This is a genomic window from Streptomyces sp. TP-A0874, from assembly GCF_001748085.1.
Taxonomy (GTDB): domain Bacteria; phylum Actinomycetota; class Actinomycetes; order Streptomycetales; family Streptomycetaceae; genus Streptomyces.
Genome location: NZ_BBZK01000013.1, coordinates 47,279 through 70,986, shown reverse-complemented (window position 1 = coordinate 70,986; position 23,708 = coordinate 47,279). Strand labels below are relative to the sequence as shown.

The 23,708-nt window shown below is 72.1% G+C and carries 19 protein-coding genes and 1 pseudogene; 13 read left to right on the top strand and 7 right to left on the bottom strand.

Going from position 1 to position 23,708, the window contains the following annotated elements; genetic code table 11:
* Nucleotides 1–311 precede the first annotated feature (311 nt).
* Nucleotides 312–800, top strand: coding sequence for a C40 family peptidase (locus BGP73_RS20250; protein WP_069817016.1), 489 nt, complete (start codon nucleotides 312–314; stop codon nucleotides 798–800).
* A gap of 119 nt (nucleotides 801–919) precedes the next feature.
* Here the strand turns inward: BGP73_RS20250 and BGP73_RS20245 are convergent, their stop codons facing one another.
* On the bottom strand, nucleotides 920–2,065 hold the full coding sequence (locus BGP73_RS20245) for an 8-amino-7-oxononanoate synthase (protein WP_069817015.1): 1,146 nt from the start codon (nucleotides 2,063–2,065) through the stop codon (nucleotides 920–922).
* A gap of 159 nt (nucleotides 2,066–2,224) precedes the next feature.
* Between BGP73_RS20245 and bioB the strand changes: the two genes are divergently transcribed.
* Genes bioB through bioD form a run of 3 tightly spaced genes read left to right on the top strand, consistent with a single transcriptional unit; the run spans nucleotide 2,225 to nucleotide 5,417 of the window.
* Nucleotides 2,225–3,328, top strand: coding sequence for a biotin synthase BioB (bioB, locus tag BGP73_RS20240; protein ID WP_069817014.1), 1,104 nt, complete (start codon nucleotides 2,225–2,227; stop codon nucleotides 3,326–3,328).
* Complete coding sequence (locus BGP73_RS20235; RefSeq protein ID WP_069817013.1) at nucleotides 3,321–4,625, top strand: adenosylmethionine--8-amino-7-oxononanoate transaminase; 1,305 nt, start codon at nucleotides 3,321–3,323, stop codon at nucleotides 4,623–4,625. Before bioB ends, BGP73_RS20235 begins: the two co-directional genes overlap by 8 nt.
* A gap of 57 nt (nucleotides 4,626–4,682) precedes the next feature.
* Entirely contained in the window at nucleotides 4,683–5,417 is a 735-nt protein-coding gene (gene bioD / locus BGP73_RS20230; RefSeq protein WP_069817012.1) for a dethiobiotin synthase, read from the top strand.
* 64 nt (nucleotides 5,418–5,481) lie between these two features.
* On the opposite strand, the gene BGP73_RS20225 is transcribed toward bioD, so the two are convergent.
* Both BGP73_RS20225 and BGP73_RS20220 read right to left on the bottom strand, forming a co-directional pair.
* A complete protein-coding gene (locus BGP73_RS20225) occupies nucleotides 5,482–5,853 on the bottom strand; it encodes a fic family toxin-antitoxin system, toxin component (protein WP_069817010.1) in 372 nt (123 codons plus the stop codon).
* On the bottom strand, nucleotides 5,850–6,140 hold the full coding sequence (locus BGP73_RS20220; RefSeq protein ID WP_069817008.1) for an antitoxin: 291 nt from the start codon (nucleotides 6,138–6,140) through the stop codon (nucleotides 5,850–5,852). The genes BGP73_RS20225 and BGP73_RS20220 overlap by 4 nt, the downstream gene beginning before the upstream one ends.
* Nucleotides 6,141–6,389: 249 nt before the next feature.
* Between BGP73_RS20220 and BGP73_RS20215 the strand changes: the two genes are divergently transcribed.
* The 5 genes from BGP73_RS20215 to BGP73_RS20195 all read left to right on the top strand — a co-directional run bounded on the left by BGP73_RS20215 (nucleotide 6,390) and on the right by BGP73_RS20195 (nucleotide 12,422).
* Nucleotides 6,390–7,733, top strand: coding sequence for a hemolysin family protein (locus tag BGP73_RS20215; protein WP_069817006.1), 1,344 nt, complete (start codon nucleotides 6,390–6,392; stop codon nucleotides 7,731–7,733).
* Nucleotides 7,730–8,746 carry a hemolysin family protein gene (locus tag BGP73_RS20210; RefSeq protein WP_069817003.1) on the top strand — a complete coding sequence of 339 codons (1,017 nt, stop codon included), beginning with the start codon at nucleotides 7,730–7,732 and terminating at the stop codon, nucleotides 8,744–8,746. The genes BGP73_RS20215 and BGP73_RS20210 overlap by 4 nt, the downstream gene beginning before the upstream one ends.
* 23 nt (nucleotides 8,747–8,769) lie before the next feature.
* Nucleotides 8,770–9,645, top strand: a complete 876-nt coding sequence (locus BGP73_RS20205; protein WP_079127712.1) for an SGNH/GDSL hydrolase family protein — start codon at nucleotides 8,770–8,772, stop codon at nucleotides 9,643–9,645.
* Nucleotides 9,646–9,689: 44 nt separating this feature from the next.
* Entirely contained in the window at nucleotides 9,690–11,123 is a 1,434-nt protein-coding gene (gene purB, locus BGP73_RS20200) for an adenylosuccinate lyase (protein WP_069817001.1), read from the top strand.
* Nucleotides 11,124–11,231: 108 nt separating this feature from the next.
* Nucleotides 11,232–12,422, top strand: coding sequence for an ROK family protein (locus BGP73_RS20195; protein ID WP_069816999.1), 1,191 nt, complete (start codon nucleotides 11,232–11,234; stop codon nucleotides 12,420–12,422).
* An 88-nt stretch (nucleotides 12,423–12,510) separates the two neighbouring features.
* On the opposite strand, the gene BGP73_RS20190 is transcribed toward BGP73_RS20195, so the two are convergent.
* Nucleotides 12,511–13,266, bottom strand: a complete 756-nt coding sequence (locus BGP73_RS20190; protein WP_069817096.1) for a GntR family transcriptional regulator — start codon at nucleotides 13,264–13,266, stop codon at nucleotides 12,511–12,513.
* Between the two features lie 269 nt (nucleotides 13,267–13,535).
* Here BGP73_RS20190 and BGP73_RS20185 point away from each other — a divergent pair, with 269 nt between their 5' ends.
* Complete coding sequence (locus BGP73_RS20185) at nucleotides 13,536–15,110, top strand: alkaline phosphatase D family protein (RefSeq protein ID WP_069816997.1); 1,575 nt, start codon at nucleotides 13,536–13,538, stop codon at nucleotides 15,108–15,110.
* Nucleotides 15,111–15,281: 171 nt separating this feature from the next.
* Nucleotides 15,282–15,746 (top strand): annotated as a pseudogene (locus tag BGP73_RS22365) (GNAT family N-acetyltransferase); the annotation flags it as partial.
* Nucleotides 15,747–15,828: 82 nt separating this feature from the next.
* Here BGP73_RS22365 and BGP73_RS20175 read toward each other — a convergent pair.
* Nucleotides 15,829–17,037 (bottom strand): trans-sulfuration enzyme family protein, encoded by a 1,209-nt coding sequence (locus tag BGP73_RS20175; RefSeq protein WP_069816993.1) that lies wholly within the window; start codon nucleotides 17,035–17,037, stop codon nucleotides 15,829–15,831.
* A 60-nt stretch (nucleotides 17,038–17,097) separates the two neighbouring features.
* On the opposite strand from BGP73_RS20175, the gene BGP73_RS20170 reads away from it, so the two are divergent.
* Nucleotides 17,098–17,601 (top strand): Lrp/AsnC family transcriptional regulator, encoded by a 504-nt coding sequence (locus tag BGP73_RS20170; RefSeq protein ID WP_069816991.1) that lies wholly within the window; start codon nucleotides 17,098–17,100, stop codon nucleotides 17,599–17,601.
* A 49-nt stretch (nucleotides 17,602–17,650) separates the two neighbouring features.
* Nucleotides 17,651–19,336 carry a DUF885 domain-containing protein gene (locus BGP73_RS20165; RefSeq protein ID WP_069816989.1) on the top strand — a complete coding sequence of 562 codons (1,686 nt, stop codon included), beginning with the start codon at nucleotides 17,651–17,653 and terminating at the stop codon, nucleotides 19,334–19,336.
* A 183-nt stretch (nucleotides 19,337–19,519) separates the two neighbouring features.
* Here the strand turns inward: BGP73_RS20165 and BGP73_RS20160 are convergent, their stop codons facing one another.
* Both BGP73_RS20160 and BGP73_RS20155 read right to left on the bottom strand, forming a co-directional pair.
* Entirely contained in the window at nucleotides 19,520–22,540 is a 3,021-nt protein-coding gene (locus BGP73_RS20160) for an AAA family ATPase (RefSeq protein WP_069816987.1), read from the bottom strand.
* Nucleotides 22,537–23,703 carry an exonuclease SbcCD subunit D gene (locus BGP73_RS20155; protein ID WP_069816986.1) on the bottom strand — a complete coding sequence of 389 codons (1,167 nt, stop codon included), beginning with the start codon at nucleotides 23,701–23,703 and terminating at the stop codon, nucleotides 22,537–22,539. Before BGP73_RS20155 ends, BGP73_RS20160 begins: the two co-directional genes overlap by 4 nt.
* Between the last annotated feature and the right edge of the window lie 5 nt (nucleotides 23,704–23,708).

The following is a 23,708-nucleotide window of genomic DNA, read 5'->3' as shown; positions in this document are numbered from 1 at the left end:
CTGGAGGCAGAGGGTCGATCGTCAGGTGACACGGCGTCGACGCGTTCCGGAAAGCAGCGGCCTGGTGCGCGACCATCCCGGAGACGGGCAAGCCCCCGCCACCACGGCGGGGCGGTCCGGGGCGGAAGCCGAGTCCTGCCGCCGCCTCGGACCTCTGGTCGACACCGCGGTGGCGGCAGGAGTGGAGGCGGCCTGGGATGTCGGAGCGCCCACGCGGAGCGAACGGGACCGGGGAAAGCCCGACCGGACGGCTTCGCCAGTGCGCGTCCGACGAGGCCGGCCACCACAGGCTGCCGACGAAGGGTTGTGCATTGCCTGCATACGGATCCGGCTCCCCGCACCGCGTTCGCTCACGGTTCTCCCGACTCGGTGCCGCCTCCGCCCTCACCTCCGCGGCTGTCGCCTGCACGATGCTGGCTCCCGCCGCGGCTTCCCCGGCCCAGGCGGCCACCCACTCGGCCAAGGCGCTGCGGATCGCGGCCTCGAAGAAGGGCGCGCCCTACCAGTACGGCGCCGTGGGACCGCACCGTTTCGACTGCTCGGGCCTGACGCTGTACGCCTTCGGTCGGGCGGGGAAGCAGCTGCCGCGGACGGCGGACGCCCAGTTCCGCAGCGCCCGCCGGATCAGTGCCGCCGAACGCGCCCCGGGCGACCTGGTGTTCTTCCACTCCGCCGGCCACGTCTACCACGTGGGGATCTACGCCGGCCAGGGAAAGATCTGGCACTCGCCCAAGAGCGGCTCGGTGGTGCGGCTGGAGAAGATCTGGACCGAAGCCGTCCGGTACGGCCGGGTGGGCTGAGCGCCGGACACCGTGGACCGTGCCCCCACTTCCCGTCCGACGTGCCCGTCCGACGTGCCGGTGCTCCGGCTCCCGCGGCGGCCGGCACGCCGGACGGGTGCCGGGCGGGTGCCGGACGGCTACGAGCCGGCGGGGGCGGTGGTTGCGATCGTCTCGACCGCCGTCGCCAGCTGTGCCGGCGACAGGTCGGCGCGTGCGGTAAGCCGCAGCCGGGAGACGCCGTCCGGCACCGACGGCGGGCGGAAGCATCCGACCAGGAGCCCGGCCGACCGGCAGTCGGCCGCCCAGCGCGCGGCGGCCTCGGGCGACGGGGCCTGCACGGAGATCACGGCGGCGTCGGGGCGGGCGGCGGTGATACCGGCGTCGGTCAACCGCTCATGGAGCTCGCCTGCCACCTCCCGCACCCGCTCCGCCCGCCGGGGTTCGTCGCTCAGGAGGCGCAGCGCGGCCAGCGCGGCACCGGTGGCGGCCGGAGCGAGCCCGGTGTCGAAGACGAAGGTGCGCGCGGTGTTGACCAGGTGGTCGATCACCCGGGCCGGGCCGAGAACCGCGCCCCCCTGGCTGCCGAAGGCTTTCGAGAGGGTGACGGTCGCGACGGTGTCCGATCTTCCCGCCAGACCTGCCGAGTGCGCCGCTCCACGGCCCCCGGCTCCGACCACGCCGAGACCGTGCGCGTCGTCGAGCACCAGTGCTGCACCGCGCTCCCGGCAGACGGCGGCCAGCGCCGGCAGTGGGGCGGCGTCACCGTCGACGGAGAACACCGTGTCGCTGACCACCATCGACCTGCCGTCGTGACCGTCGAGGGCCTTGCCCACCGCCCCCGGGTCGGCGTGCGGGGCCACGACCGTCTTCGCCCGGGAGAGCCGGCAGCCGTCGATGAGGGAGGCGTGGTTGGCCGCGTCCGAGACCACCAGAGTCTCGCGGTCGCTGAGCGAACCGACCGCCGCGAGGTTGGCGGCGTACCCGGAGGAGAAGACCAGCGCGGCCTCGAAACCGCAGAAGCGGGCGAGTTCACGCTCCAACTCCGCGTGGAGCTCGGTGCTGCCGGTGACCAGACGTGAGCCGGTGGCGCCGGCGCCCCAGCGCCGCGCCGCGCCGGCGGCCGCTTCGACGATCTCCGGGTGGCGGGCCAGGGCGAGGTAGTCGTTTCCCGCCAGGTCGAGGAGGGCGTCCTCCGCCGGACGCGGCCGGAGGGTCCGCACGAGCCCTGACCGGGCCCGGGCGTCGGCATGTTCCCCGAGCCAGTCGAACGGATCCTGGCGCATCCCGCTCCCCTTCCTGCCCACCGCGCCGCTGGCGGGGCTCGTGCCGACGGTAGTCCCGTGGCGAGCCGTTACGGGTGTCGCGACGCACAGACCTGCCAGCTGCGGAGTTGTCCGGTCCCTCCTTGGTGCGGCTCGGCGGCGTGGTGGAGGATCGAGGCCATGGAGCTGCTGAAAACGCTGGTGGACAAGGGACTGCGGCCCGAACCGCCGACCCGGGACGAGGCGCTCGCCGTGCTGGCGACGACGGACGACGAACTCCTCGATGTGGTGGCCGCCGCCGGACGGGTGCGCCGCCGCTGGTTCGGCCGCCGGGTGAAGCTCAACTACCTGGTCAACCTGAAGTCCGGGCTCTGTCCCGAAGACTGCTCATACTGCTCGCAACGGCTCGGTTCGCGCGCCGAGATCCTCAAGTACACCTGGCTGAAGCCCGAGGAGGCGGCAGCCGCCGCGGAGGCCGGCGTGGCCGGCGGGGCGAAGCGGGTCTGCCTGGTGGCGAGCGGGCGGGGCCCGACCGATCGGGACGTGGACCGGGTCTCGCAGACCATCGAGGCGGTCAAGGCGGCCAACGAGGGCGTCGAGGTGTGCGCCTGCCTCGGTCTGCTCTCCGACGGGCAGGCGGAGCGGCTGCGCTCGGCGGGGGCCGACGCCTACAACCACAACCTCAACACCTCTGAGGCGACCTACGGCGACATCTGCACCACCCACGACTTCTCCGACCGGGTGTCGACGGTGCGACAGGCGCAGACGGCCGGTCTGTCCGCCTGCTCCGGGCTGATCGCCGGGATGGGAGAGTCCGACGAGGATCTCGTCGATGTCGTCTTCGCGCTGCGCGACCTCGATCCCGACTCGGTTCCGGTGAACTTCCTGATCCCGTTCGAGGGCACACCGCTTTCGAAGGAGTGGCACCTCACGCCACAGCGGGCGCTGCGCATCCTGGCGATGGTGCGGTTCGTCTGCCCCGACGTGGAGGTCCGGCTCGCCGCGGGCCGCGAGGTGCACCTGCGGTCGCTCCAACCGCTGGCGCTCCACCTGGCCAACTCGATCTTCCTCGGGGACTACCTGACCAGTGAGGGCCAGGCGGGACGGGCGGACCTGGACATGATCGCCGACGCCGGTTTCGAGGTGGAGGGCGTGCGTACCGAGACGCTGCCGGAACATCGGGCAGGCACGGGCTCCCCCGTACCGCGGGCCGGGCAGGCGCGGGCCGACCTCGTCTCGGTCCGTCGCCGCGGCACCGGGACCGAGCTGCCGCCCAATGCCTGAGCGGCTCGGCACCGAGGAACTGCTGGCCCTCGATCGACAACACGTCTGGCACCCCTACGGCCCGATGCCCGGCCGCCAGGCACCCCTGGTGGTGGATTCGGCCTCGGGTGTCCGGCTGAGGCTGGCGGAGCCTGCCGAGGGGCGGAGCGAACTGGTCGACGGGATGTCCTCGTGGTGGTCGGCCATCCACGGGTACAACCACCCGGTGCTCAACGCTGCCGCGCACCGGCAGTTGGAGCGGATGAGTCACGTGATGTTCGGCGGACTCACCCACGAGCCGGCCGTCCGGCTCGCCGCCCGGCTGGTGGAGATCACCCCGGAACCGCTGTCGCACGTCTTCCTCGCGGACTCCGGTTCGGTTTCGGTCGAGGTCGCGGTGAAGATGTGCCTGCAGTACTGGCGGTCCCGCGGCCGTCCGGCCAAGCAGCGCCTGCTGACCTGGCGGGGCGGCTACCACGGCGACACCTGGCATCCGATGTCGGTCTGCGACCCGGACGGCGGGATGCACGAGCTGTGGTCGGGCCTGCTGCCGCGGCAGGTGTTCGCCGACGCTCCGCCGCCCGGTTTCGAGAAGGGGCTCGACGAGACCTACGCCGACCGGCTCCGGCAGCTGGTCGCCCGGCATGCGCAGGAGCTCGCGGCGGTGGTCGTGGAACCGGTCGTGCAGGGCGCCGGCGGCATGCGCTTCCACTCCCCGGGCTATCTGCGGGTGCTGCGGGAGGCCTGCGACGAGCACGACGTCCTGCTGGTCTTCGACGAGATCGCCACCGGTTTCGGCCGGACCGGGGAGCTCTTCGCGGCGGAGCACGCCGGGGTCGGTCCGGATGTGATGTGCGTCGGCAAGGCTCTGACCGGCGGCTATCTCACTCTGGCGGCGACATTGTGCAGCTCTGAGGTGGCGGAGGGCATCTCCAGCGGGGAGATGCCGGCCCTTGCCCACGGCCCGACGTTCATGGGCAATCCACTGGCGTCGGCGGTGGCCGGGGCCTCGACGGAGCTTCTCCTGGCACAGGACTGGCGGCGGGAGGTGAACCGCATCGAGGCGGGGCTGCGGGCCGGTCTGTCCGGGGCCGCCAGGCTGCCGGGCGTGCGTGAGGTGCGGGTGCTGGGCGCCATCGGGGTGGTCCAGCTCGACCACGAGGTCGACATCGCGGCGGCCACCCGGGCGGCGGTGCGGGAGGGTGTCTGGCTCCGCCCCTTCCGCGATCTGATCTACACCATGCCGCCGTACGTCACCGGCGACGGTGATCTGAGCCGCGTCTGCGCGGCCGTGTGCGCCGCCGCCAAGGCGGGTTGACCGGAGCCGGGCGGCTTGCGGGAGACGGACGGGAACAATGGAGGGCGGTGCCGGCGGATGCCGGTCATCATCGTGACGGGGACGGACACCGGGGTCGGCAAGACGGTGGCCACCGCGGCGATCGCCGCCGTGGCAGTGGCCGAGGGCCGCTCGGTCGCCGTGCTGAAGTCCGCCCAGACCGGGCTCGCCGAGGGCGTCCCGGGGGACGCGGCCGAGGCCGCTCGGCTCTCCGGGGCCGGTACGGCGGTGGAGGTGGCCAGGTTCCCCGAGCCGTTGGCGCCAGCCACGGCGGCCCGGCGGGCAGGAATGCCTCCGGTGCGGCCGGCGAAGGTGGCGGAGGCCGCCCGGCGGTTGTCGAGCCGGCACGACCTGGTGCTGGTCGAGGGAGCGGGCGGGTTGCTCGTCCGCTTCGACGACTCCGGAGGGCAGTTGGCCGATGTCGCCCGGCTGCTCGCGGCTCCGGTGGTGCTGGTGGCGGCGGCCGCGCTCGGCACCCTGAACGCGACCGCGCTCACCGCCGAGGCGCTGAGCGCCCGCGGTCTGGACTGCCTGGGGGTGCTCATCGGAAGCTGGCCCGCCCGGCCCTGTCTCGCCTCCCGCTGCAACGTCACCGATCTCCCGGCGGCGGCCGGTGCTCCGCTGCTCGGAGCGATCCCCGAGGGTTCGGCGGCGCTCCCCCCGCCGGTCTTCCGCGAGCGGTCACCCCGGTGGCTGGCTCCCCGGCTGGGAGGCGGCTGGGAGGCGGAGTGTTTCGCCGCTTCGGTCGGCTCCGTCCCGGAGGTGAACGGCTGAAGTCGTTCGTGGGGTTGACGCCGGGCGGCCCCGGAGGCTCTGGGCGAACCGCCCGTCGGCCCGGCTACCGGCACCATTCCCTGAGTTCGTCGGCGATGGTCTCGAGGTCGGCGGTGCCGTCCTTGACCAGTCGCGCCAGGTCGCGCACGCGCTCGGGCGAGGTGGAGACCTTCTGCCCGCCGGCCACCAGGTACGCGTAGGCGACGGCGGAGGCGAACATGGCGTTCGACCGCTCCAGCGCCGGCACGTGCAGCAGCAACTGCAGCAGAGCGGCGGCACGGGTTGGTGCGTCCTCGTACACCGGGACGCCGAATATCTCGGCGTCATGCCGGCTGACGGCGGCGACCAGGGCACCCCAGTCGGTGATCTGAGGATCGCCGGGCGTGTTGTGCTCGGCGACCATCAGCAGCCAGGCGAGATCTATCCGTAACGTCACGTGCCACTGCGGTCCGCGTCGGCGGCCTGCACCACGGGGTCCGTCGACCGGGCACGGCGGTTGCGAGCGGTCCCCCGCGCCTCGACGAACTCTTCGGCGAAGACGTTCTCGTACTGCTTCATGAAGTCGGCGGCGGCCTCGACGAAGGTGTGTCCGACCTCCGCGGCGTCCTTCCGGACCAGGTCCTCGATGTACTTGTTCATACTCACCCCACGTTGGAGGGCACGTTCGCGCGCGGTCTCCGCGGTCGTCTCGTCCACTCGGACGTTCAGCTGGGTCTTGGCCACGCCCCCACGCTAGCGCCCATGCGCTAGCACCGGCAACCGTAGGGCCTCGGGGGAAGGCTCGGGGCCCTCTCGACCAGCACCGGCGTCTCCACCTTTTGCCGCTCCTTTACGATGGACTGTCCCTTCCGGAGCCCCCCGGCTCCGCTCGCCGAAACGAGAGGTGTGAGCGTCGCCCATGGGCGAGCCTCCCAGTTGCCGATGCCGCGCAGTGTTCTCCTCCCTCCCTGGCCCAGGGGCGGAGGTGAACCGGTGACCGAAGTACTGCTGCTGGCGCTGTCCCTGCTGCTGACCCTCGCCTGCGGTGTCTTCGTGGCGGCCGAGTTCTCGCTGACCACCGTCGAGCGGAGCGTTCTGGAACGGGCCGCGGCCGACGGGGAGCGGGGCGCGGACGGTGCCCTCAAGGCCGTCCGCACACTCACCTTCCAGCTCTCCGGGGCACAGCTGGGCATCACCGTCACCGGGCTGGTGATCGGCATGCTCGCCGAGCCCTCGCTGGGCAAGCTGCTCGCCGGGCCGCTGTCCGAGACCGGACTGTCGTCCACGGCTTCCGCCTCGGTCGCGCTGGGCCTGGGCACCGCGGTCTCCACGGTCGTCCTGATGGTCGTCGGCGAACTCGTGCCCAAGAACTGGGCCATCTCCAACCCGCTGAGGGTCGCCAGAGCGGCCAGCGGTCCACAGCGCCTGTTCAGCGCCGCCTTCCGTCCGCTGATCGGCCACCTCAACGACACGGCCAACCGGATCCTGCGCCGGCTGGGGCTGGAGCCCACCGAGGAACTGGCCTCGGCCCGGAGCCCCCAGGAACTGGTGGCGCTGGCCCGGCACTCCGCCGAGCAGGGTGTCCTGGAGCCGGACAGCGCCGAGCTGTTCATCCGCACCCTCCAGCTCGCCGAACTGACCGCGGAGAACGTGATGACCCCCCGGGTTCAGGTCATCGCGCTGGACGTGCAGACCACGGCCGAGGACGTCGCGAACGCCTCCCGCGCCACCGGGCTGTCCCGCTTCCCGGTCTACCGCGGCGGTCTGGACACGGTGGTCGGGGTGGCCCACATCAAGGACGTGCTGGCGGTCCCCGCCGAGGAGCGGCTTCGCCGTCCCGTCTCCGGGCTGCTGCGCGAACCGCTGCTGGTGCCGGAGTCCCTGACCGTCGACCGCCTGCTGGACCGCCTCTCGGCCAGCCGGAGCATGGCTGTGGTGATAGACGAGTACGGCGGTACCGCGGGGGTCGTGACCCTTGAGGACATCGTCGAGGAGGTCGTCGGAGAGGTCCGGGACGAACACGACCCGCGGGAGCTGCCGGATCTCGCTCCGGCCGGTCGGGACGACCAGGGCCGCCAGCTCTACGACGCGGACGGTGCGGCGCGCACCGACCAGCTCGAGACCATCGGCCTGCGCCCGCCGCAGGGGCCGTTCGGCACGCTCGCCGGACTGGTCGCCACCGAGCTCGGCCGGATCCCCGCCGTCGGGGACACCGTGGAGGTGGGCGGCTGGCTGCTGGTGGTCCGGGACGCCACGGGGCGCCGGGCCGCTCGGGTACGGCTGACCGCGCCCGCCCCCGAGGCCGACACCGCCGACGACGGGGGTCAGGACCGGTGATGGCGCTCCAGTTGCTGATCGGGCTGCTCACCCTGGTCGCCAACGCGTTCTTCGTGGGCGCCGAGTTCTCCCTGGTCTCGGTGCGCCGCAGCCAGGTGGAACCACTGGCGGAGGAGGGCGACCGCCGGGCCGGGAAGGTGCTGTGGGCGCTGCGCCACGTCTCGGCCCTGATGGCCGCGGCGCAGCTCGGCATCACGGTGTGCACACTGGTGCTCGGCGTGGTGGCCGAACCCGCGATCGCCCATCTGCTGGCGCCTCTGTTCGACGCGACGGCCATCCCGGACGGTCTGGTCCGCCCGGTGTCGTTCGCCATCGCCCTGGGCGCGGCCACCTATCTGCACATGCTCTTCGGCGAGATGGTGCCGAAGAACATCGCCCTGGCCTCACCGGTGCGGCTCGCGCTCCTGCTGGGGCCACCGATGGTGGCGCTCACCCGTGCGCTGCGGCCGGTGATCTTCTCCGTCAACGCCTTCGCGAACACGCTGCTGCGCCTGTTGCGGGTGGAGACGCGGGATGAGGTGGAGTCGAGTTTCTCGGACGAGCAGCTGGCCCGCATGGTCGCGGAGTCCAGTGCGGCCGGGCTGCTCGACGCCCGCGCCACCGAGCGGCTGCGGGACGCCCTGGAACTGGGGCGGCGACCGGTGCACGAGGTGGTCCGCCCGGTGGAGCGGGTGGTCTCGACCCGCATCGGGGTGACCCCGGAGGGGCTGGAACGGCTGTCGAGCCAGTCCGGGTTCTCCCGTTTCCCGGTGGTCGACGGGAGCGGCCGGATCCTCGGCTACCTGCACGTCAAGGACGCCCTTGAGGTGGGGCCGCGGGATCTGCCGTTCCCGACCTCCGCCCTGCGTCCGATCGCCCGGGTGCGGGCCGAGACACCGCTGGACGACGTGCTCGGCGCGATGCGCGACACACGGACCCACCTGGCCGCGGTGATCGGCCCGAACGGGGGGCTGACCGGGCTGGTGACCATGGAGGACGTACTGCGGGAGCTGGTGGGGCGGGCGGTCGGATGACCGCGGAGTAGTATCGGGGCGCCATGCAGATGAGTGCCCGATACAACAGCTTCGTCGCCCTCGGCGACTCGTTCACCGAGGGCATGTCGGATGAACTGCCGGATGGCTCCTACCGCGGTTGGGCGGATCTCCTCGCCGCCCGGCTGGCCTCCCGTACCTCCGGATTCCGCTACGCCAACCTGGCGGTCCGCGGCAAACTCATCGGGCAGATCGTCGACGAGCAGGTGGCTCCCGCGGCTGCGATGCGGGCCGACCTGGTGACCCTCGTCGGAGGGCTCAACGACGTCCTCCGTCCGCGGTGCGACATGGACCGGGTGTGCGCCCGGCTGGAGGAGGCGGTGAGCACCCTGGCACCCGAGTGCGGTCGGCTGGTGCTGATGCGCAGCCCCGGTCGTCAGGGCCCGGTCCTGGAGCGGGTCCGTCCCCGGATGGAGGGGCTCTTCGACTTCGTCGAGGAGCTCGCCGAGCGGCACGGGGCCACGGTCGTCGACCTGTACGGGGCGGGCGTCCTCGCCGATCCGCGGCTCTGGCACGTCGACCGGCTGCACCTGACCGCGGAAGGGCACCGGCGGGTGGCGGAGGCGGTGTGGCAGGCCGTCGGCGGGGAGCCGCGGTACGACTGGACCGCACCGCTGCCGGCCGCGGTGCCGCCCGGCTGGGCGGCACGGCGCGGCAGTGACCTCCGGTTCGCCCGTGAGCACCTGCTGCCGTGGATCGGACGCCGCCTGACCGGCCGATCCTCCGGGGACGGGCGCCAACCCAAGCGTGCGGAGCTGAGCCCGTACCGGCCGCCCTCGCTCCCCGCTCAGCCGAGCTCGTACGAGGCAGTCGAGGAGTCCACGGCCCCGTCCCGGGGGCCGGAGGGCAGCCCGCACCCGGCGAAGGATCCACAGGGCTGACCGGAGCCGGGCGGGCCTCGGCCGGCTGCGTAGAATCTCCTCATGTGACTGCCAAGCCCCGCATTCCGAACGTCCTGGCCAACCGCTATGCCTCTACGCAGCTGGCCCTGTTGTGGTCTCCCGAGGAGAAGGTGAGACTGGAACGGCGGCTGTGGCTCGCCGTGCTCCGAGCGCAGCGGGACCTGGGCATCGAGGTGTCGGAAGAGGCCGTCTCCGACTACGAGCGGGTGCTCGACCAGGTGGACCTGGCCTCCATCGCCGAACGCGAAAGGGTGACCCGGCACGACGTCAAGGCCCGGATCGAGGAGTTCAACGCCCTGGCCGGGCACGAGCACGTACACAAGGGCATGACCTCCCGGGACCTCACCGAGAACGTCGAGCAGTTGCAGGTGCGGCTCTCGCTGGAGCTGGTCCGCGACCGCGCGGTCGCCGTCCTCGACCGACTGGGGCGGTTGGCCGGTGAGCACGCGGAACTCGTCATGGCCGGGCGCTCCCACAACGTGGCGGCGCAGGCCACGACGCTGGGCAAGCGTTTCGCGACCGCGGCGGACGAGATGCTGGTCGCCTTCGGACGGCTGGAGGAGCTCCTCGGCCACTACCCGCTGCGCGGGGTCAAGGGGCCGGTGGGCACCGCGCAGGACATGCTCGACCTGCTGGGCGGGGACGCCGCCAAGCTCGCCGAACTCGAGCGGCGGATCGCCTCGCACCTCGGCTTCGAGAAGGTGCTGACCTCGGTCGGCCAGGTCTATCCCCGCTCCCTGGACTACGAGGTCGTCACCACCCTGGTGCAGCTCGCCGCAGCGCCCTCCTCGGTCGCGAAGACGGTCCGGCTGATGGCGGGGCACGAGTTGGTCACCGAGGGCTTCCAGCCCGGCCAGGTCGGTTCCTCGGCGATGCCGCACAAGATGAACACCCGGTCCTGCGAACGGGTCGGCGGGCTGATGGTGATCCTGCGGGGTTACGCCTCGATGACCGGTGAACTCTCGGGTGACCAGTGGAACGAGGGCGATGTCTCGTGTTCGGTGGTGCGCCGGGTGGCGCTCCCGGACGCGTTCTTCGCCCTCGACGGTCTGCTGGAGACCTTCCTGACCGTACTCGACGAGTTCGGCGCCTTTCCGGCGGTCATCGCCCGTGAGCTGGACCGGTATCTTCCGTTCCTGGCCACAACAAAGGTGCTGATGGGCGCCGTACGCGCCGGCGTGGGCCGGGAGATCGCCCACGAGACCATCAAGGAACACGCCGTCGCCTCCGCGCTCGCAATGCGGGAGAAGGGCGTCGAGCGCAACGATCTGCTGGACCGGCTCGCGGCGGACGAGCGAATTCCGCTGGACCGCGAGCAATTGGCCGCGCTGATGGCGGACCGGCTCTCCTTCACCGGGGCGGCGGCGGACCAGATCACGGCCCTGCTGGAACGCGTCGCCGAGGTCAGTGCCCGGTACCCCGGGGCCGCCGGCTACCGGCCCGGGGCCATCCTCTGACCGCAGCCCTCTGAATCCTTTCCCGGGACGGGGGTCGCGCAGCCGACGGGGCCCGTCTCCGCGCGGAGGGGATACCATCCGGGCAGAGTGCGGAGAGGGAGGCCGGCGTTGGGACGGCTCACCGGCGGGGATCCGTCCCTGCTACGACGGATCAACTCCGCTGTCGTGCTGCACGCACTGCGCGACGGCCTGGCGCATGCCTCGTCGGCAGCCCCCACGCTCACCGATCTGGTACGGCTGACCGGTCTCTCCCGCCCGACCGTCGAAGGCGTGGTCGAGGGACTGATCGAGAGCGGCCTGGTGGTGGAGGTCCGGCCCGCCAGTGGGGAGACCCGCCGCCAGGGGCGCCCGGCGCGCCGGTTCCGCTTCCACGCCGAGGCCGGTCACCTGCTGGGCATCGAGATCGGTCCGCACCGCGTGTCGGCCCTGCTGAGCGACCTGCGGGGCCGTGTGCTGGGCTCGGGGGCGGCCGTGTTGGCCGCTACCGCCTCGGCCGAGGAGCGGCTGGAGCGTACCCGGGGGGTGGTCGCGGAGTTGCTGCGCCGCCAGGGGGTGCCGCGCAGCACCCTGCGGGCGGTGGGGGTCGGCACGCCCGGCATCGTGGAGGCGGACGGCGCCGTACGCCTCGGCACTGCGCTGCCCGGCTGGACCGGCCTTCCGCTCGGTGAGCGGCTGCGGCGCTCCTTCCGCTGCCCGGTCCTGGTGGAGAACGACGCCAACGCCGCCGTGCTCGCCGAACACTGGCAGGGCGCGGGAAGCGGTGCGGACGACCTGGTGATGGTGCTGGCCGGGCTGAGCCCGGGCGCGGGATCCCTGATCGGCGGCCGACTCCACCGAGGCCACGGGGGCGCGGCGGGTGAGATCGGCGCGCTGCACCTGCTGGGACGGGAGGCCAAGCCGGAGCAGGTGCTGTCGACCACCGGCGAACCGCTCCACCCGCTCGACGAGGCAGCCGTAGCCCGGGTGTTCGAGCAGGCCCGCGAGGGGGATCGGCGCTCCCAGCAGGCCGTGGAGCGGTTCATCCAGCGGCTGGTGCACGATGTGGCCGCTCTGGTGCTGGCGCTGGACCCGGAGCTCGTGGTGGTGGGCGGTTGGGCCGCGGGGTTGGACGGGGTGCTGGAGCCGCTCCGGCGCGAACTGGCCCGCTACTGCCTCCGTCCACCACGGGTCGTTCTCTCCGCACTCGGGGAGGCGGCGGTGGCGACGGGCGCACTGCGGTTGGCCGTGGAACATCTGGAGGAGGAGCTCTTCGCCGTGGCGGGCACGGCGGAGTCAGGAGCGGTCGGCTTCCGCCGCTGATCCGCCGGGGCACGTCCGGCGCTCGGTCCTCGGTGGCGCACCTCACCGCGCGCCGGGCCGAACTCCGGCCCGGCAGCGGTCGGCGGGGTCAGGATGCCGCGAGGTCCTGCTGGTGGACCAGGCCGCCGCTCTCGCCGAAGGTCAGCCGGCAGGTGTCCGCGCGGTAGGTGGCGACCGCGACGGCAGCCGTGCGGTCGGCGGACCGGTACCGGCTGGTGACGACGAGGACGGGAGCGCCCGGAAGCCGGTCGAGCTGCCTGGCGTCGTCCGCGCGGGCCGAGCCCAGTTCCACGGACCGCTCCTGGCCCTGGAGTTCCAGGCGGTTCAACTCGCGTAGCACCGCGCGGGCCCGTGCCGGACCTCCCGATGCCGCTATCGAGGAGAGGCCGGGTACGGAGGCCGCCGGCACGTACAGGGACTCGGCCGCGACCGCCACCCCGTACGAGAGACGGGTCCGGCGTACGGTGTGCACCCGTTCGCCGGCAGCCGTGCCGAGCAGTCGGGCCACGGCGGGGAGCGGGGTGCTGTCCGCGCAGTCGACGGTCTGCCAGGCCTCGCCGTCGGCCCCGGGCCAGGCCGGCCGTTCCTCCATGACCGAGACGCCCACCCGCGGGGGTGCGACGGTGGTGCCCACCCCGCGGCGCCGCTGCAGTCGGCCTTCGAGTTCCAACTGCTCCAGCGCCTGACGCAGCGTCGCCCTGGCGACGTTGAACCTGGCGGCCAGTTCGCGCTCGTTGGGCAGGACCTCCCCGACCGTGAACTCCGTCTCCAAGGCCTCGCTGAGGACGGTCTTCAGGTGCCAGTACTTCGGCTCCGCCGCCGTGTCGACTCGCGTGGTCCCCACCCTGTCCTCCGCCGTCGCCGTCTCCGTCACCCGGTGTCCGACCGCCGGGAGAGTCACCGTTATGCGCCCTTGTTTATTAAAGGTTCCTGCACTATTCAGCGACGATAGGGCGGGCGCCCGGACTTGGTCAAGACCAATACGGATCGGAGCGGGCCGTCTTCCGGAGCCCGCTTCGGGGTTGTTCACTGGTGCGCGTGGCACCTGGCCGCGGCACCGGGCCGGGTGCACTGTTGTGGGAGTCAGCCGCGCCCGTCCACGGGAGGTACCTCATGTCGCAAGGTTCCGATCCGGCCGTCGCCCGCCAGTCGGTGCTCCGCGGTGCGGCGGCCGCCGCCGGCACCGGGCTCGTCCTACCAGCCCTCTCCGGTGCGGCTCCGGCGCAGAGGCTGTCCGGGCGGCCCGCGGCCCGGTGGGGCGCGCAGGTCGGGGACGTCACGGGCAGCTCCGGCGTGGTGTGGGTGCGTTCGGACCGGCCGGCCCGGATGGTGGTGGAGACCTCGGCGTCCGACTCCTTCCGTAACGTGCGCCGGCACATCGGGCCGGTGCTCGGAGCCGGCAGCGACTTCACCGGGACCACGAGCCTGCACGGGCTGCCGGCCGGCGAGCAGGTGCACTACCGGGTGCTGCTGACGGACCCGGAGGATCCGCGCCGGGCCGGCGAACCGGTGCGCGGGACCTTCCGTACCGCTCCGGCCGACCGGCGCACCGACGTTCGTTTCCTCTGGTCGGGCGATATCGCGGGGCAGGGGTGGGGCATCAACCCCGATCGCGGTGGTTACCCGATCTTCGACGAGATGGGCCGCCGGGATCCGGACTTCTTCCTGTGCAGCGGCGACAACATCTACGCCGACTCGCCGATCGAGGAGCGCGTGACCCTGCCGGACGGCCGCATCTGGCGGAACGTCACCACCGAGGAGAAGTCGAAGGTCGCCGAGACCCTGGCGGAGTTCCGCGGCAACTTCCGCTACAACCTCCTCGCGGAGAACCTGCGCGGGTTCAACGCGCGGACCCCCAACATCGTCCAGTGGGACGACCACGAAGTGCTCAACAACTGGTACCCGGGCGAGATCCTGGACGACGACCGCTACACGGAGAAGCGGGTCGACGTGCTCGCGGCCAACGCCCGGCGCGCGTTCGGCGAGTACTTCCCGCTGTCCACGCCACGTCCGGACCGCGGCGGCCGCATCTACCGGGTGGTGCGGCACGGTCCGCTGCTGGACGTCTTCGTGCTCGACATGCGCACTTACCGCAACGCGAACTCGCCCGGCCTCCAGACCGCGGACGAACAGGGGATCCTCGGGGCCGAGCAGTTGGGCTGGCTGAAGCGCGAGCTGTCCCGTTCCCGGGCACTGTGGAAGGTGATCGCCTCCGACATGCCGCTGGGCCTCGTCGTACCGGACGGCGACGACGCCGAAGCGGTGGCCCAGGGCGATCCGGGCGCACCTCTGGGACGGGAGTTGCAGATCGCCGATTTGCTGCGGCACATCAAACACGGCCGGATCACCGGGACCCTCTGGCTGACCACGGACGTGCACTACACCTCGGCCCAGCACTACGATCCTGCCCGGGCGGCCTTCAAGGACTTCGCGCCGTTCTGGGAGTTCGTCTCCGGTCCGCTCAACGCCGGTGGTTTCCCCGCACTGAAGCTGGACGGCACGTTCGGCCCGGCCCAGCCGTTCGTGAAGTCTCCGGCACACGCCAACACCTCCCCAATGGACGGCGGCCAGTACTACGGTGAGGTGGAGATCGACGGTCACAGCGGGGAACTGACGGTCAGGCTTCTGGAGGAGGGCGGCCAGGTGCTGTTCACGAAGGTCCTGCAGCCCGGTCTGGTCGGCCAGTGAGGGGTGCGGGGCACCGTCCCGCAGCCGACCAGATGTACGTCTACCACGCCACCGAGGACAAAGACTTGCCCAAGTTTTCACGACCGAGGCGTAGATACGCATAAACCGCTGTTACGCATCAGTCACCGCACGTTCGAGATCGTGCAATACAGCTCCGACAGGCTATCTCCCATGACTGACGCAACATCCGCCGACGGTGCCCGCGATCCCGGGCGGGCCTTAGGCGTGCCCGGGGCACGGACCCGGTCGGCGGACATCCCCGCCCCGGATCCGCTCGGAGCGGTCCCGCCCGTCGGGTTCTGCCGCGCGGACCGATCCGACCTCTCGGCCGCCCGGGAGATGCACCACCGCTGCTCCCCCGACACCCTCCGCTCGCGCTACCGGAGCCCGGCCGAGGAGGCGGATCGTCTCCTGGACCACCTGCTCAGCCCGCACTTCGGGCAGACCCTGGCGGCGCGCACCGCCTCCGGCCAGGTGGTGGCGCTCGGTCACCTGCTCTGGGACGGCGACGAGGCCGAGGTGGCGCTCCTGGTGGAGGACGAATGGCAGCGGCGCGGCATCGGCACCGAGCTGCTGCGTCGCCTTCTCGTCATCGCCGCCGACCAGGGTTGCTCGAACGTCTACGCCGTCATGGGCGCCACCAACGCCGGCATGGCGGCGGCCATGAGCGGTCTCGACCTGCCGGTGGAGCACCGACTCGAGGACGAGGTGCTGGTGGTCACCGCCCGGCTGCCGCAGTTGCCGTCTCGGCCCGCGGTCCGGTTCGGTCCACTCGAGCCGGCTCCGCGCCGAGCGCCTGGTCGAGGTCGGCCCACAGGTCTTCGGTGCTCTCCAGCCCGACGGACATCCGCAGCAGACGGTCGCTCACACCGGCGGCCCTGCGGTCGCCGGCGTCCACGATCCGGTGGCTGATCGAGGCCGGGTGCTGGATGAGCGTGTCGACGCTTCCCAGGCTGACGGCCGGGGTGATCAGACGCACCCCCGAGATCACCTCGTGCGGATCGCCGTGCACCTCGAAGGCGACCATCGCGCCCCCGAGGCGCGGGTAGTGCACCCTGGCGATCCGCGGGTCGGAGCCCAGGCGCCGGGCGAGTTCGGCCGCGGTCTCCGAGGCCGCCCGCATCCGCACCGGCAGGGTGGAGAGCCCGCGCAGCAGCAGATAGCCGGCGAGCGGGTGCAGGACCCCCCCGGTGGCGAACCGCACCTGCCGCAGTTGTCGGGCGAACTCCTCGTCGCAGGCGACGACGCCGGCGAGCACGTCTCCGTGACCGCCCAGGTACTTGGTCGCGCTGTGCAGAACGATCCGCGCGCCGCTCTCGGCGGGCCGCTGGAGCACCGGGGTAGCGAAGGTGTTGTCGGCGAGCAGCGGCACCTCTCCGCATGCCTCGGCGATCGCCGCCAGGTCGAGTTCGGCGAGCGTCGGGTTCGCCGGCGACTCCACGAGGACCAGACCGGTGTCCGGGCGGATCGCCTCGGCGATGCCCTCCGGCTGCACCCATGTGACCTCGGTGCCCAGCAGCCCGGCGGTCAGCAGGTGGTCGCTGCAGCCGTACAGCGGCCGGACGGCGACGACGTGCCGTAGGCCGGCTCCGGCTCGCGCCAGCAGGCAGGCCGTGAGCGCGGCCATGCCGCTGGCGAACGCCACGGCGCTCTCGGTGCCTTCCAGCCGGGCGAGGGCGTTTTCGAACCGGGCGGTGGTGGGGTTGTCCAGGCGCGCGTACACCGGAGGTCCGTCCGGGCGCTCACCGGTGGTCGCGAAGGCGTCGATGCGGGCGGCCTCGGCCCGGCTGTCGTAGGAGGGGTAGGTGGTGGACAGGTCCAGTGGCGGGGCGTGCAGTCCGAGACCGGCCAGGTCCTCGCGGCCGGCGTGGACCGCCTCGGTGGACAGGGATCGTGCGGGCGATGGTTGCGCGGCTGTCGTCTCCATGCGGGGCATACTGAACAGCTACCGGCTCTTCTCGGCCCGTTTCCGTGTTACGTTCGCCCGATGCCCGATTCGGTGTCTCTCGATCCGGTGGATCTGCATATTCTGCGACTGTTGCAGAACGATGCCCGGACCACCTACCGGGAGCTCGCCGCCGAGGTCGGGGTCGCTCCCTCCACTTGTCTGGACCGGGTGGCCCGGCTCCGGCGCGCCGGGGTGATCCTCGGCCACCAGCTGCGGCTCGACCCCGCCAAGCTGGGCCGCGGACTCGAAGCGCTGCTGCTGGTGCAGATGCGTCCACACCGGAGGGAACTCATCGGTCCGTTCGTCGACCGGGTGCGTGCGCTACCGGAATCACGCGCGCTGTTCCACCTGACCGGCCCGGACGACTACCTGGTACGGGTGGCGGTCGCGGACATGACCGATCTGCAGCGGCTGGTGCTCGACGAGTTCACTTCCAGGCGGGAGGTGGCGCGGGTCGACACCAGGTTGATCTTCCAGCAGTGGGAGTGCGGACCGCTGCTCCCCCCCTCTGCACCGCCGCCGCGCACCGCGTCAGCGACGTAACCCGCTGTCGATGGTGACGCGGCGCCCCGTCCCGTACGAGGATGGCCCCATGCCCGACAACATCGACAACCAACTGCCCCGGCAAGTCGCCGACGCCTATGTGGACTCCTACGTCGACATCGACCCGATCGCCGGCACCTATCTGGGAGTTCCGGAGAGCTCCAGCCGGCTGCCGGACTTCTCACCCGAAGGTCAGGAGCAGACCGCGGAGCTGGCCCGAGCCACGCTGGCCCGGCTGACGGAGGCGGAGTCCCGGCCAGGGGCCGACGCCGACGCCGAGCGCCGCTGCGCCCGACTCCTCCGAGAGCGTCTGGAGGCCGAACTGGCCGTCCACGAGGCCGGGGAGCGGCTCCGCGCCGTCAGCAACATCCACTCCCCCGTCCACGCCGTCCGAGAGATCCTCACCGTCACGCCGACCGAGACGACCGACGACTGGGCGGCGATCGCGAAGCGGCTGCGCGCCGTGCCGGCGGCCCTGGACGGCTACCGTGCCTCCCTCGCCGAGGGGCTCAAACGGCACATGCCCGCCGGCCCCCGGCAGGTGGCCACGGTCATCGGGCAGTTGGAGGAGTGGGTCGGTACCGACCGGAGCTGGTTCGCGAGCTTCACCGCGGACGGCCCGGAGGAGTTGCGCAGCGACCTCGACACCGCCGCGGCCATCGCCACCGGAGCCTTCGAGGACCTCCACGACTGGCTGAAGAACACCTACGGGCCGGCCGTCGAAGGCTCGCCGGACATCGTCGGACGGGAGCGCTACGCCCGCTGGTCGCGGTACTGGAACGGCACGGACATCAACCTCGACGAGGCGTACGCCTACGGCTGGGCGGAGTACCACCGGCTGCTCGCCGAGATGAGGGTGGAGGCGGAGAAGGTTCTCCCCGGGGCCGCCACGCCGTGGAAGGCGCTGGCCCACCTCGACGAGCACGGCAAGCACATCGAGGGCGTCGAGGAGGTGCGCGTCTGGCTCCAGGGGCTGATGGACGAGGCCATCGAGAAGCTGGACGGCACCCACTTCGAGCTCGCCGAACGCGTCAAGCGGGTGGAGTCCCGGATCGCCCCGCCCGGCGGCGCCGCGGCCCCTTACTACACGCAGCCCTCCGTCGACTTCTCCCGCCCCGGGCGCACCTGGCTGCCCACCATGGGCGAGACCCGTTTCCCCGTGTACGACCTGGTGTCGACCTGGTACCACGAGGGTGTCCCGGGCCACCATCTGCAGCTCGCCCAGTGGACGCACGTGGCCGACCAGCTCTCCCGCTACCAGGCGACGATCGGCATGGTCAGCGCCAACGCCGAGGGGTGGGCGTTGTACGCGGAGCGGCTGATGGACGAGTTGGGGTTCCTCAGCGACGCCGAACGACGGCTCGGGTACCTCGACGCGCAGATGATGCGTGCGGTCCGCGTGATCGTAGACATCGGCATGCACCTCGAACTGGAGATCCCCGCCGACTCGCCGTTCCACCCGGGCGAGCGGTGGACGCCGGAACTGGCTCAGCGGTTCTTCGGGATGCACAGCGGTCGACCGGCGGACTTCGTGGAGAGCGAGCTGATCCGCTACCTGGGCATGCCCGGGCAGGCCATCGGCTACAAGCTCGGCGAACGCGCCTGGCTGAAGGGCAGGGAGGCGGCCCGCAAGGCGCACGGGGACGCTTTCGATCCCAAGAAGTGGCACATGGCGGCGCTGTCCCTGGGCTCGCTCGGTCTGGACGATCTGGAGAAGGAGCTCTCCCGGCTCTGACCCCCAACTGAGCCCTCGTTCGGCCGGTCCGCCCCGATGACTCGTGGCGGACCGGCCGCTTCCAGTTGCCCTCCCCCACCGTGGTGACAGGTTGCCGACGAATGACACAAAGTCATCGGGACTGGCCGAATCCGCGTTACTGGACAAGTCGGCGGCGGGGCGGGGCCGGCAAGCGTCGTGGGTTCAGCGGCCGGGAGCGCGCCCGGCCGCCGTGGTGTGACGCTGCAGGGTGGAACCGGCCCGTCCCTTGTCGACCTTCAGCCGTACCGGAATCCGCTGCCGCAGTTCTGAGACATGGCTGATGATGCCGACGGCCCGGTCCCGTTCCCGAAGTGAGTCCAGCACGTCGAGGACCTGGTCGAGCGCGGTCTCGTCAAGGCTGCCGAACCCCTCGTCGATGAAGAGCGTGTCCAGCCGGAGGCCGCCCGCCTCCTCGGTGACCACGTCCGCGAGCCCGAGGGCGAGGGCGAGCGAGGTCACGAAGGTCTCTCCGCCGGAGAGCGTCGAGGTGTCCCGCTCCTTCCCCGTCCAGGCGTCGATGACGTGGAGCCCCAGGCCCGAGCGGCTGCGGCCGGCGACCTTCGCGTCGGAGTGCACGAGGGTGTAGCGCCCCTCCGTCATCTGCTGCAGCCGGGCGCTCGCCACAGCGGCGACCTGTTCCAGACGGGCCGCAAGGACGTAGGACTCCAGGCGCATCCGGCGCTCGTTCTCAGCTGAGGTGCCGGCGGCCAGCCCCGCCAGCCGCGCCAGCCGTACGTACTTCTCGCGGAGGGGCGCGAGCCGCCTGGCGTGCCGTGCGGCCCGCGCCGAGAGCTGGTCCAGTTCGGTGCAGCGCGTCTGCGCGGCGGCCAGGGCCGCGGAGGTGTCGCGCAACCGCTGGGTGGCGGCTGCCAGTGCGGCCTCGGTGTGCTGCGGATCAGCGGGCTCGCGGGTCGCTGCCTCCCGGATCTGCGGTTCGTCCAGGACGGCGGTGACGGCCCGGAGGTCGGCTTCCCAGCGCTCCAGCCGCTCTCGGAGCCGGTGTCTCTCCGGCTCGCTGAGCAGCGCGTCGAGAGCGGCCTGCGGGGTGTCGAAGCCTGCCCGGTAGGACGCGTCGGCCAGTCTCGCGTCCGCCTCCTTCAGCCGATCGGTGGCGCGCTCCGCCGCCAGCACGGCCTCGCCCGCCCGAGCCAGCAGCCCGGCTCGTTCCTCCAGCCGGTCGGCCCGTTCGGAGATGCTCTCTTCCCTCGTCCCGAGGGGTTCGAACTCCGAGCGCAGCTCGTCGAGTTCCGCGACGAGCGCCGCGTGGCGGGCAACGCGGAGTGCGGCACGGCGTTCGGCCTCCTCTCGGCTGCTCTGCCTGCGCTCGTGCTCCCGTTCCCCCCGGGAGAGCGCCTCGTGGGCCTCGCTCCCCCCGGCTTCGGTGACTCGCTCGGCCTCCTGATCGGCTCGGATTTCCGCCAAGGCGGTACGCAGCTCCGCGGTGGAGGCGCAACCGGCCTCCTCATGTGCTTCGGCCAGTGACTCCCGCAGCCTCCGCTCCCTCTCCTCGGCCAGCCCGAGATCGGACTCGGCGAGCCGGTACCCGTGGTGCGCCTCGTCCTCGGTCGCACGGTCCACGTGTCCCGCTGTCGGCCGGGCGGGGGCCGGGTGCTCGACGGCACCGCAGACGGCGCAGGGTTGACCTGCCGTCAGCGCCTCGGCCAGTTCCGCCGCGATGCCACGGAGCCGGCGTTCCTTGGTGTCCAGCCAGTGCTCGCGCGCCTCGGCGGCCGCCTCCCGGGCCCGCCGCCGGGTCTCTTCGGCCTGCTCGACCTCTACGGTCAGCTCGTCGCGGCGCTGCGCGGCCTCCAGTGCTCGCTGTGCGGTGGTCGTCCGGACGCTGAGCCGTTCAGCGCGGACGGCGGCCTGCTGTGCGGCGTCGACCCGCTCCTGAAGCGCGCGGCGGGTCGCCTCCCATCCGGCCAGCCACTGCGAGCTCTCCTCCAGGAGTTGCTCGTCCGCGACCGCCTCCCGCCGCAGAGCGGCAAGTTCCGCTTCGATCGCCCTGATCCGCCGTTCGGCCCGCCCGGCCGAGGCGAGCGCACCCAGCTCCTCCCGGGTCCGGCGCTCCAGCTCGATCAGGTGGTCGCCGCCGGCCTGCGCCAGATCGGCCGGCAGTAGCCTCCTGCAGTCGGTCTCCTCCCGGACCGCGGCCCGGTGCTCCCGATCCGCTTCCGCTCGCAGTTCGAGTGCGGGCTCCACCGCCCGTGCGGACTCGGCTCGGGCCAGCAGGGCACGGAACCGATCGAACTCCGCTCCCTGCCTCCGGAGTTCGGAAGCTCGCGCCTGCGCCTCACTGTGTCTTCGTCGGAGCGCGGCCAGTTCCGCCGCCGCGTCGTTGTCGCGGCGGGCCTTCCGGTGGGCGGAGTCTGCGGCCACGACCGCCGACTCCGCGCACGCCAGTCGTTCCCGGGCGCCGCTCCGAGCGACCGCCGCCCACTCCAGGACGGATTCGGTGAGCTCCGCTTCGCCGGGCACCAGGTCCGGCAAGGGCCGGTCGGCCAGGCCCGGGGAGTCTCCGGCGGCCTGGGCCATCCGGTGCGCCAGCCGGAGCAGTTCTTCGTCGCCCTGGCCGACCCCCCGCTCGGCTTGGCGACGCCGTTCGGCGAGCCGGTCCTCGACGGCGGCGAAGCGGCGGGTGTCGAAGAGCCGTCCCAGCAGCCGGGCCCGGGCCTCGGCGTCGGCCCGGAGGAACCGGGCGAAGTCGCCCTGCGGCAGGAGCACCACCTGGCAGAACTGTTCCCTGCTCATACCCAGGAGTTCGGCGATCTCCGCACCGATCTCCTGATGGGAGCGGCTCAGCGCCCGATAGCCGCCGGCGGCGTGTTCCCGTAGCCAGGACTGGGCCTTGTCACGGGTGAGGCCGCTGCCGCGCTTCTTGGGACGGAGTTGCTCGGGCCGCCGGGTGATCTCCAGTCGGCGACCCGCCGCGGTGAACTCGAGGAGCACTTCGGTGGCTGTCTCGGGGTCCGCGTGATCACTGCGCAGGGCATGTCCCTGCTGGCGTGCTCCGGGCACTCCTCCGTAGAGCGCGTAGCACACGGCGTCGAGTACGGAGGTCTTCCCCGCGCCCGTCGGGCCATGCAGGAGGAACAGCCCCGCGGCGGACAGCTCGTCGAAGTCGATCTCCGCGGTGCCGCCGAACGGGCCGAAGGCGGTGATGCGCAGCCGGTGCAGCCTCATCGGGCGGTTTCCTTCGCGGCGTCTTCGACGCGCACCTCGTCGAGCGTCTCCCGGAGGACGGCGCGTTCCTGTTCGTCGGGACGGCTGCCGCCCCGCACATGGGCGACGAAGTCCTCCGTGATCTGCTCGTCCGTCCGGTCCCTGAGCCGTTGGGCGTAGGAGATCAGCGGGTCCTCCTCGGGGCGTTCGGGAGCGAAGCGCAGGCTCAGCGTGTGAGGGAACCGCCGCGACAGCCGGGCCATCGGGTCGTGCGGGCGGACGGCGTCGGTGAGGGTGGCCTCCACCCACGCCCCCCGGTGGCGTTCGAGTTCCGGGGCGGTGAGCAGTCCGTCGAGCGTTCCGCGGATCCGAGCGAGGGGGCGGGGTAGGGGGCAGTCGACACGGTCGGCGGTGAGGCTTCCGTCTCCGCCGAGGTCGATCAGCCACATGCTCTTGCGGTGGTCGCTCTCGGAGAAGGAGTAGGCGAGCGGGGAACCCGAGTAGCGGATCCGTTCGGTGATGGTCTGGCAGCCGTGCAGATGGCCGAGCGCGACGTAGTCGATCCCGGCGAAGGTGTCGGCGGCCACTGAGGCGACCCCGCCGACGGTGATGTCGCGTTCGCTGTCGCTCGCGTACCCTCCGGAGACGAAGGCGTGGGCGAGGACGACCGACCGGGTCGCCGGTGGGCGGGTGGCCAGATCGCTCCGGACGCGTTCCATGGCCGCTTGGAGCACGGCCGGGTGGCTGGGTGCCGGAGCGGCCAACTGCTCCCGGGCGAGCACCGGTTCCAGGTAGGGCAGGCCGTAGACGGCGACCTCACCGTGCTCGTCGGAGAGCAGCAGGGGCCGACCGCAGTCCGCGGGGTCGGTGCGCAGATGGATCCCGGCTCGTTCGATGAGCCCGGCTCCGACGCCCAGCCGGCGGGCGGAGTCGTGGTTTCCGGAGATCATGACGGTGGGGATACCGAGACCCGCCAGCCGGTGCAGCGCGCTGTCGAAGACCTCGACGGCGGCCAGTGAGGGCACGGCCCGGTCGTAGATGTCCCCGGCGACCAGTACGGCGTCAACCTGTTGCTGCTCGGCCGTCTCCACGAGATGGTCGAGGAAGGCGGCCTGGGCGTCCAGGAGGTTCACCCGGTGGAACGACCGACCCAGATGCCAGTCGGACGTGTGCACGAATCTCAAGAGGT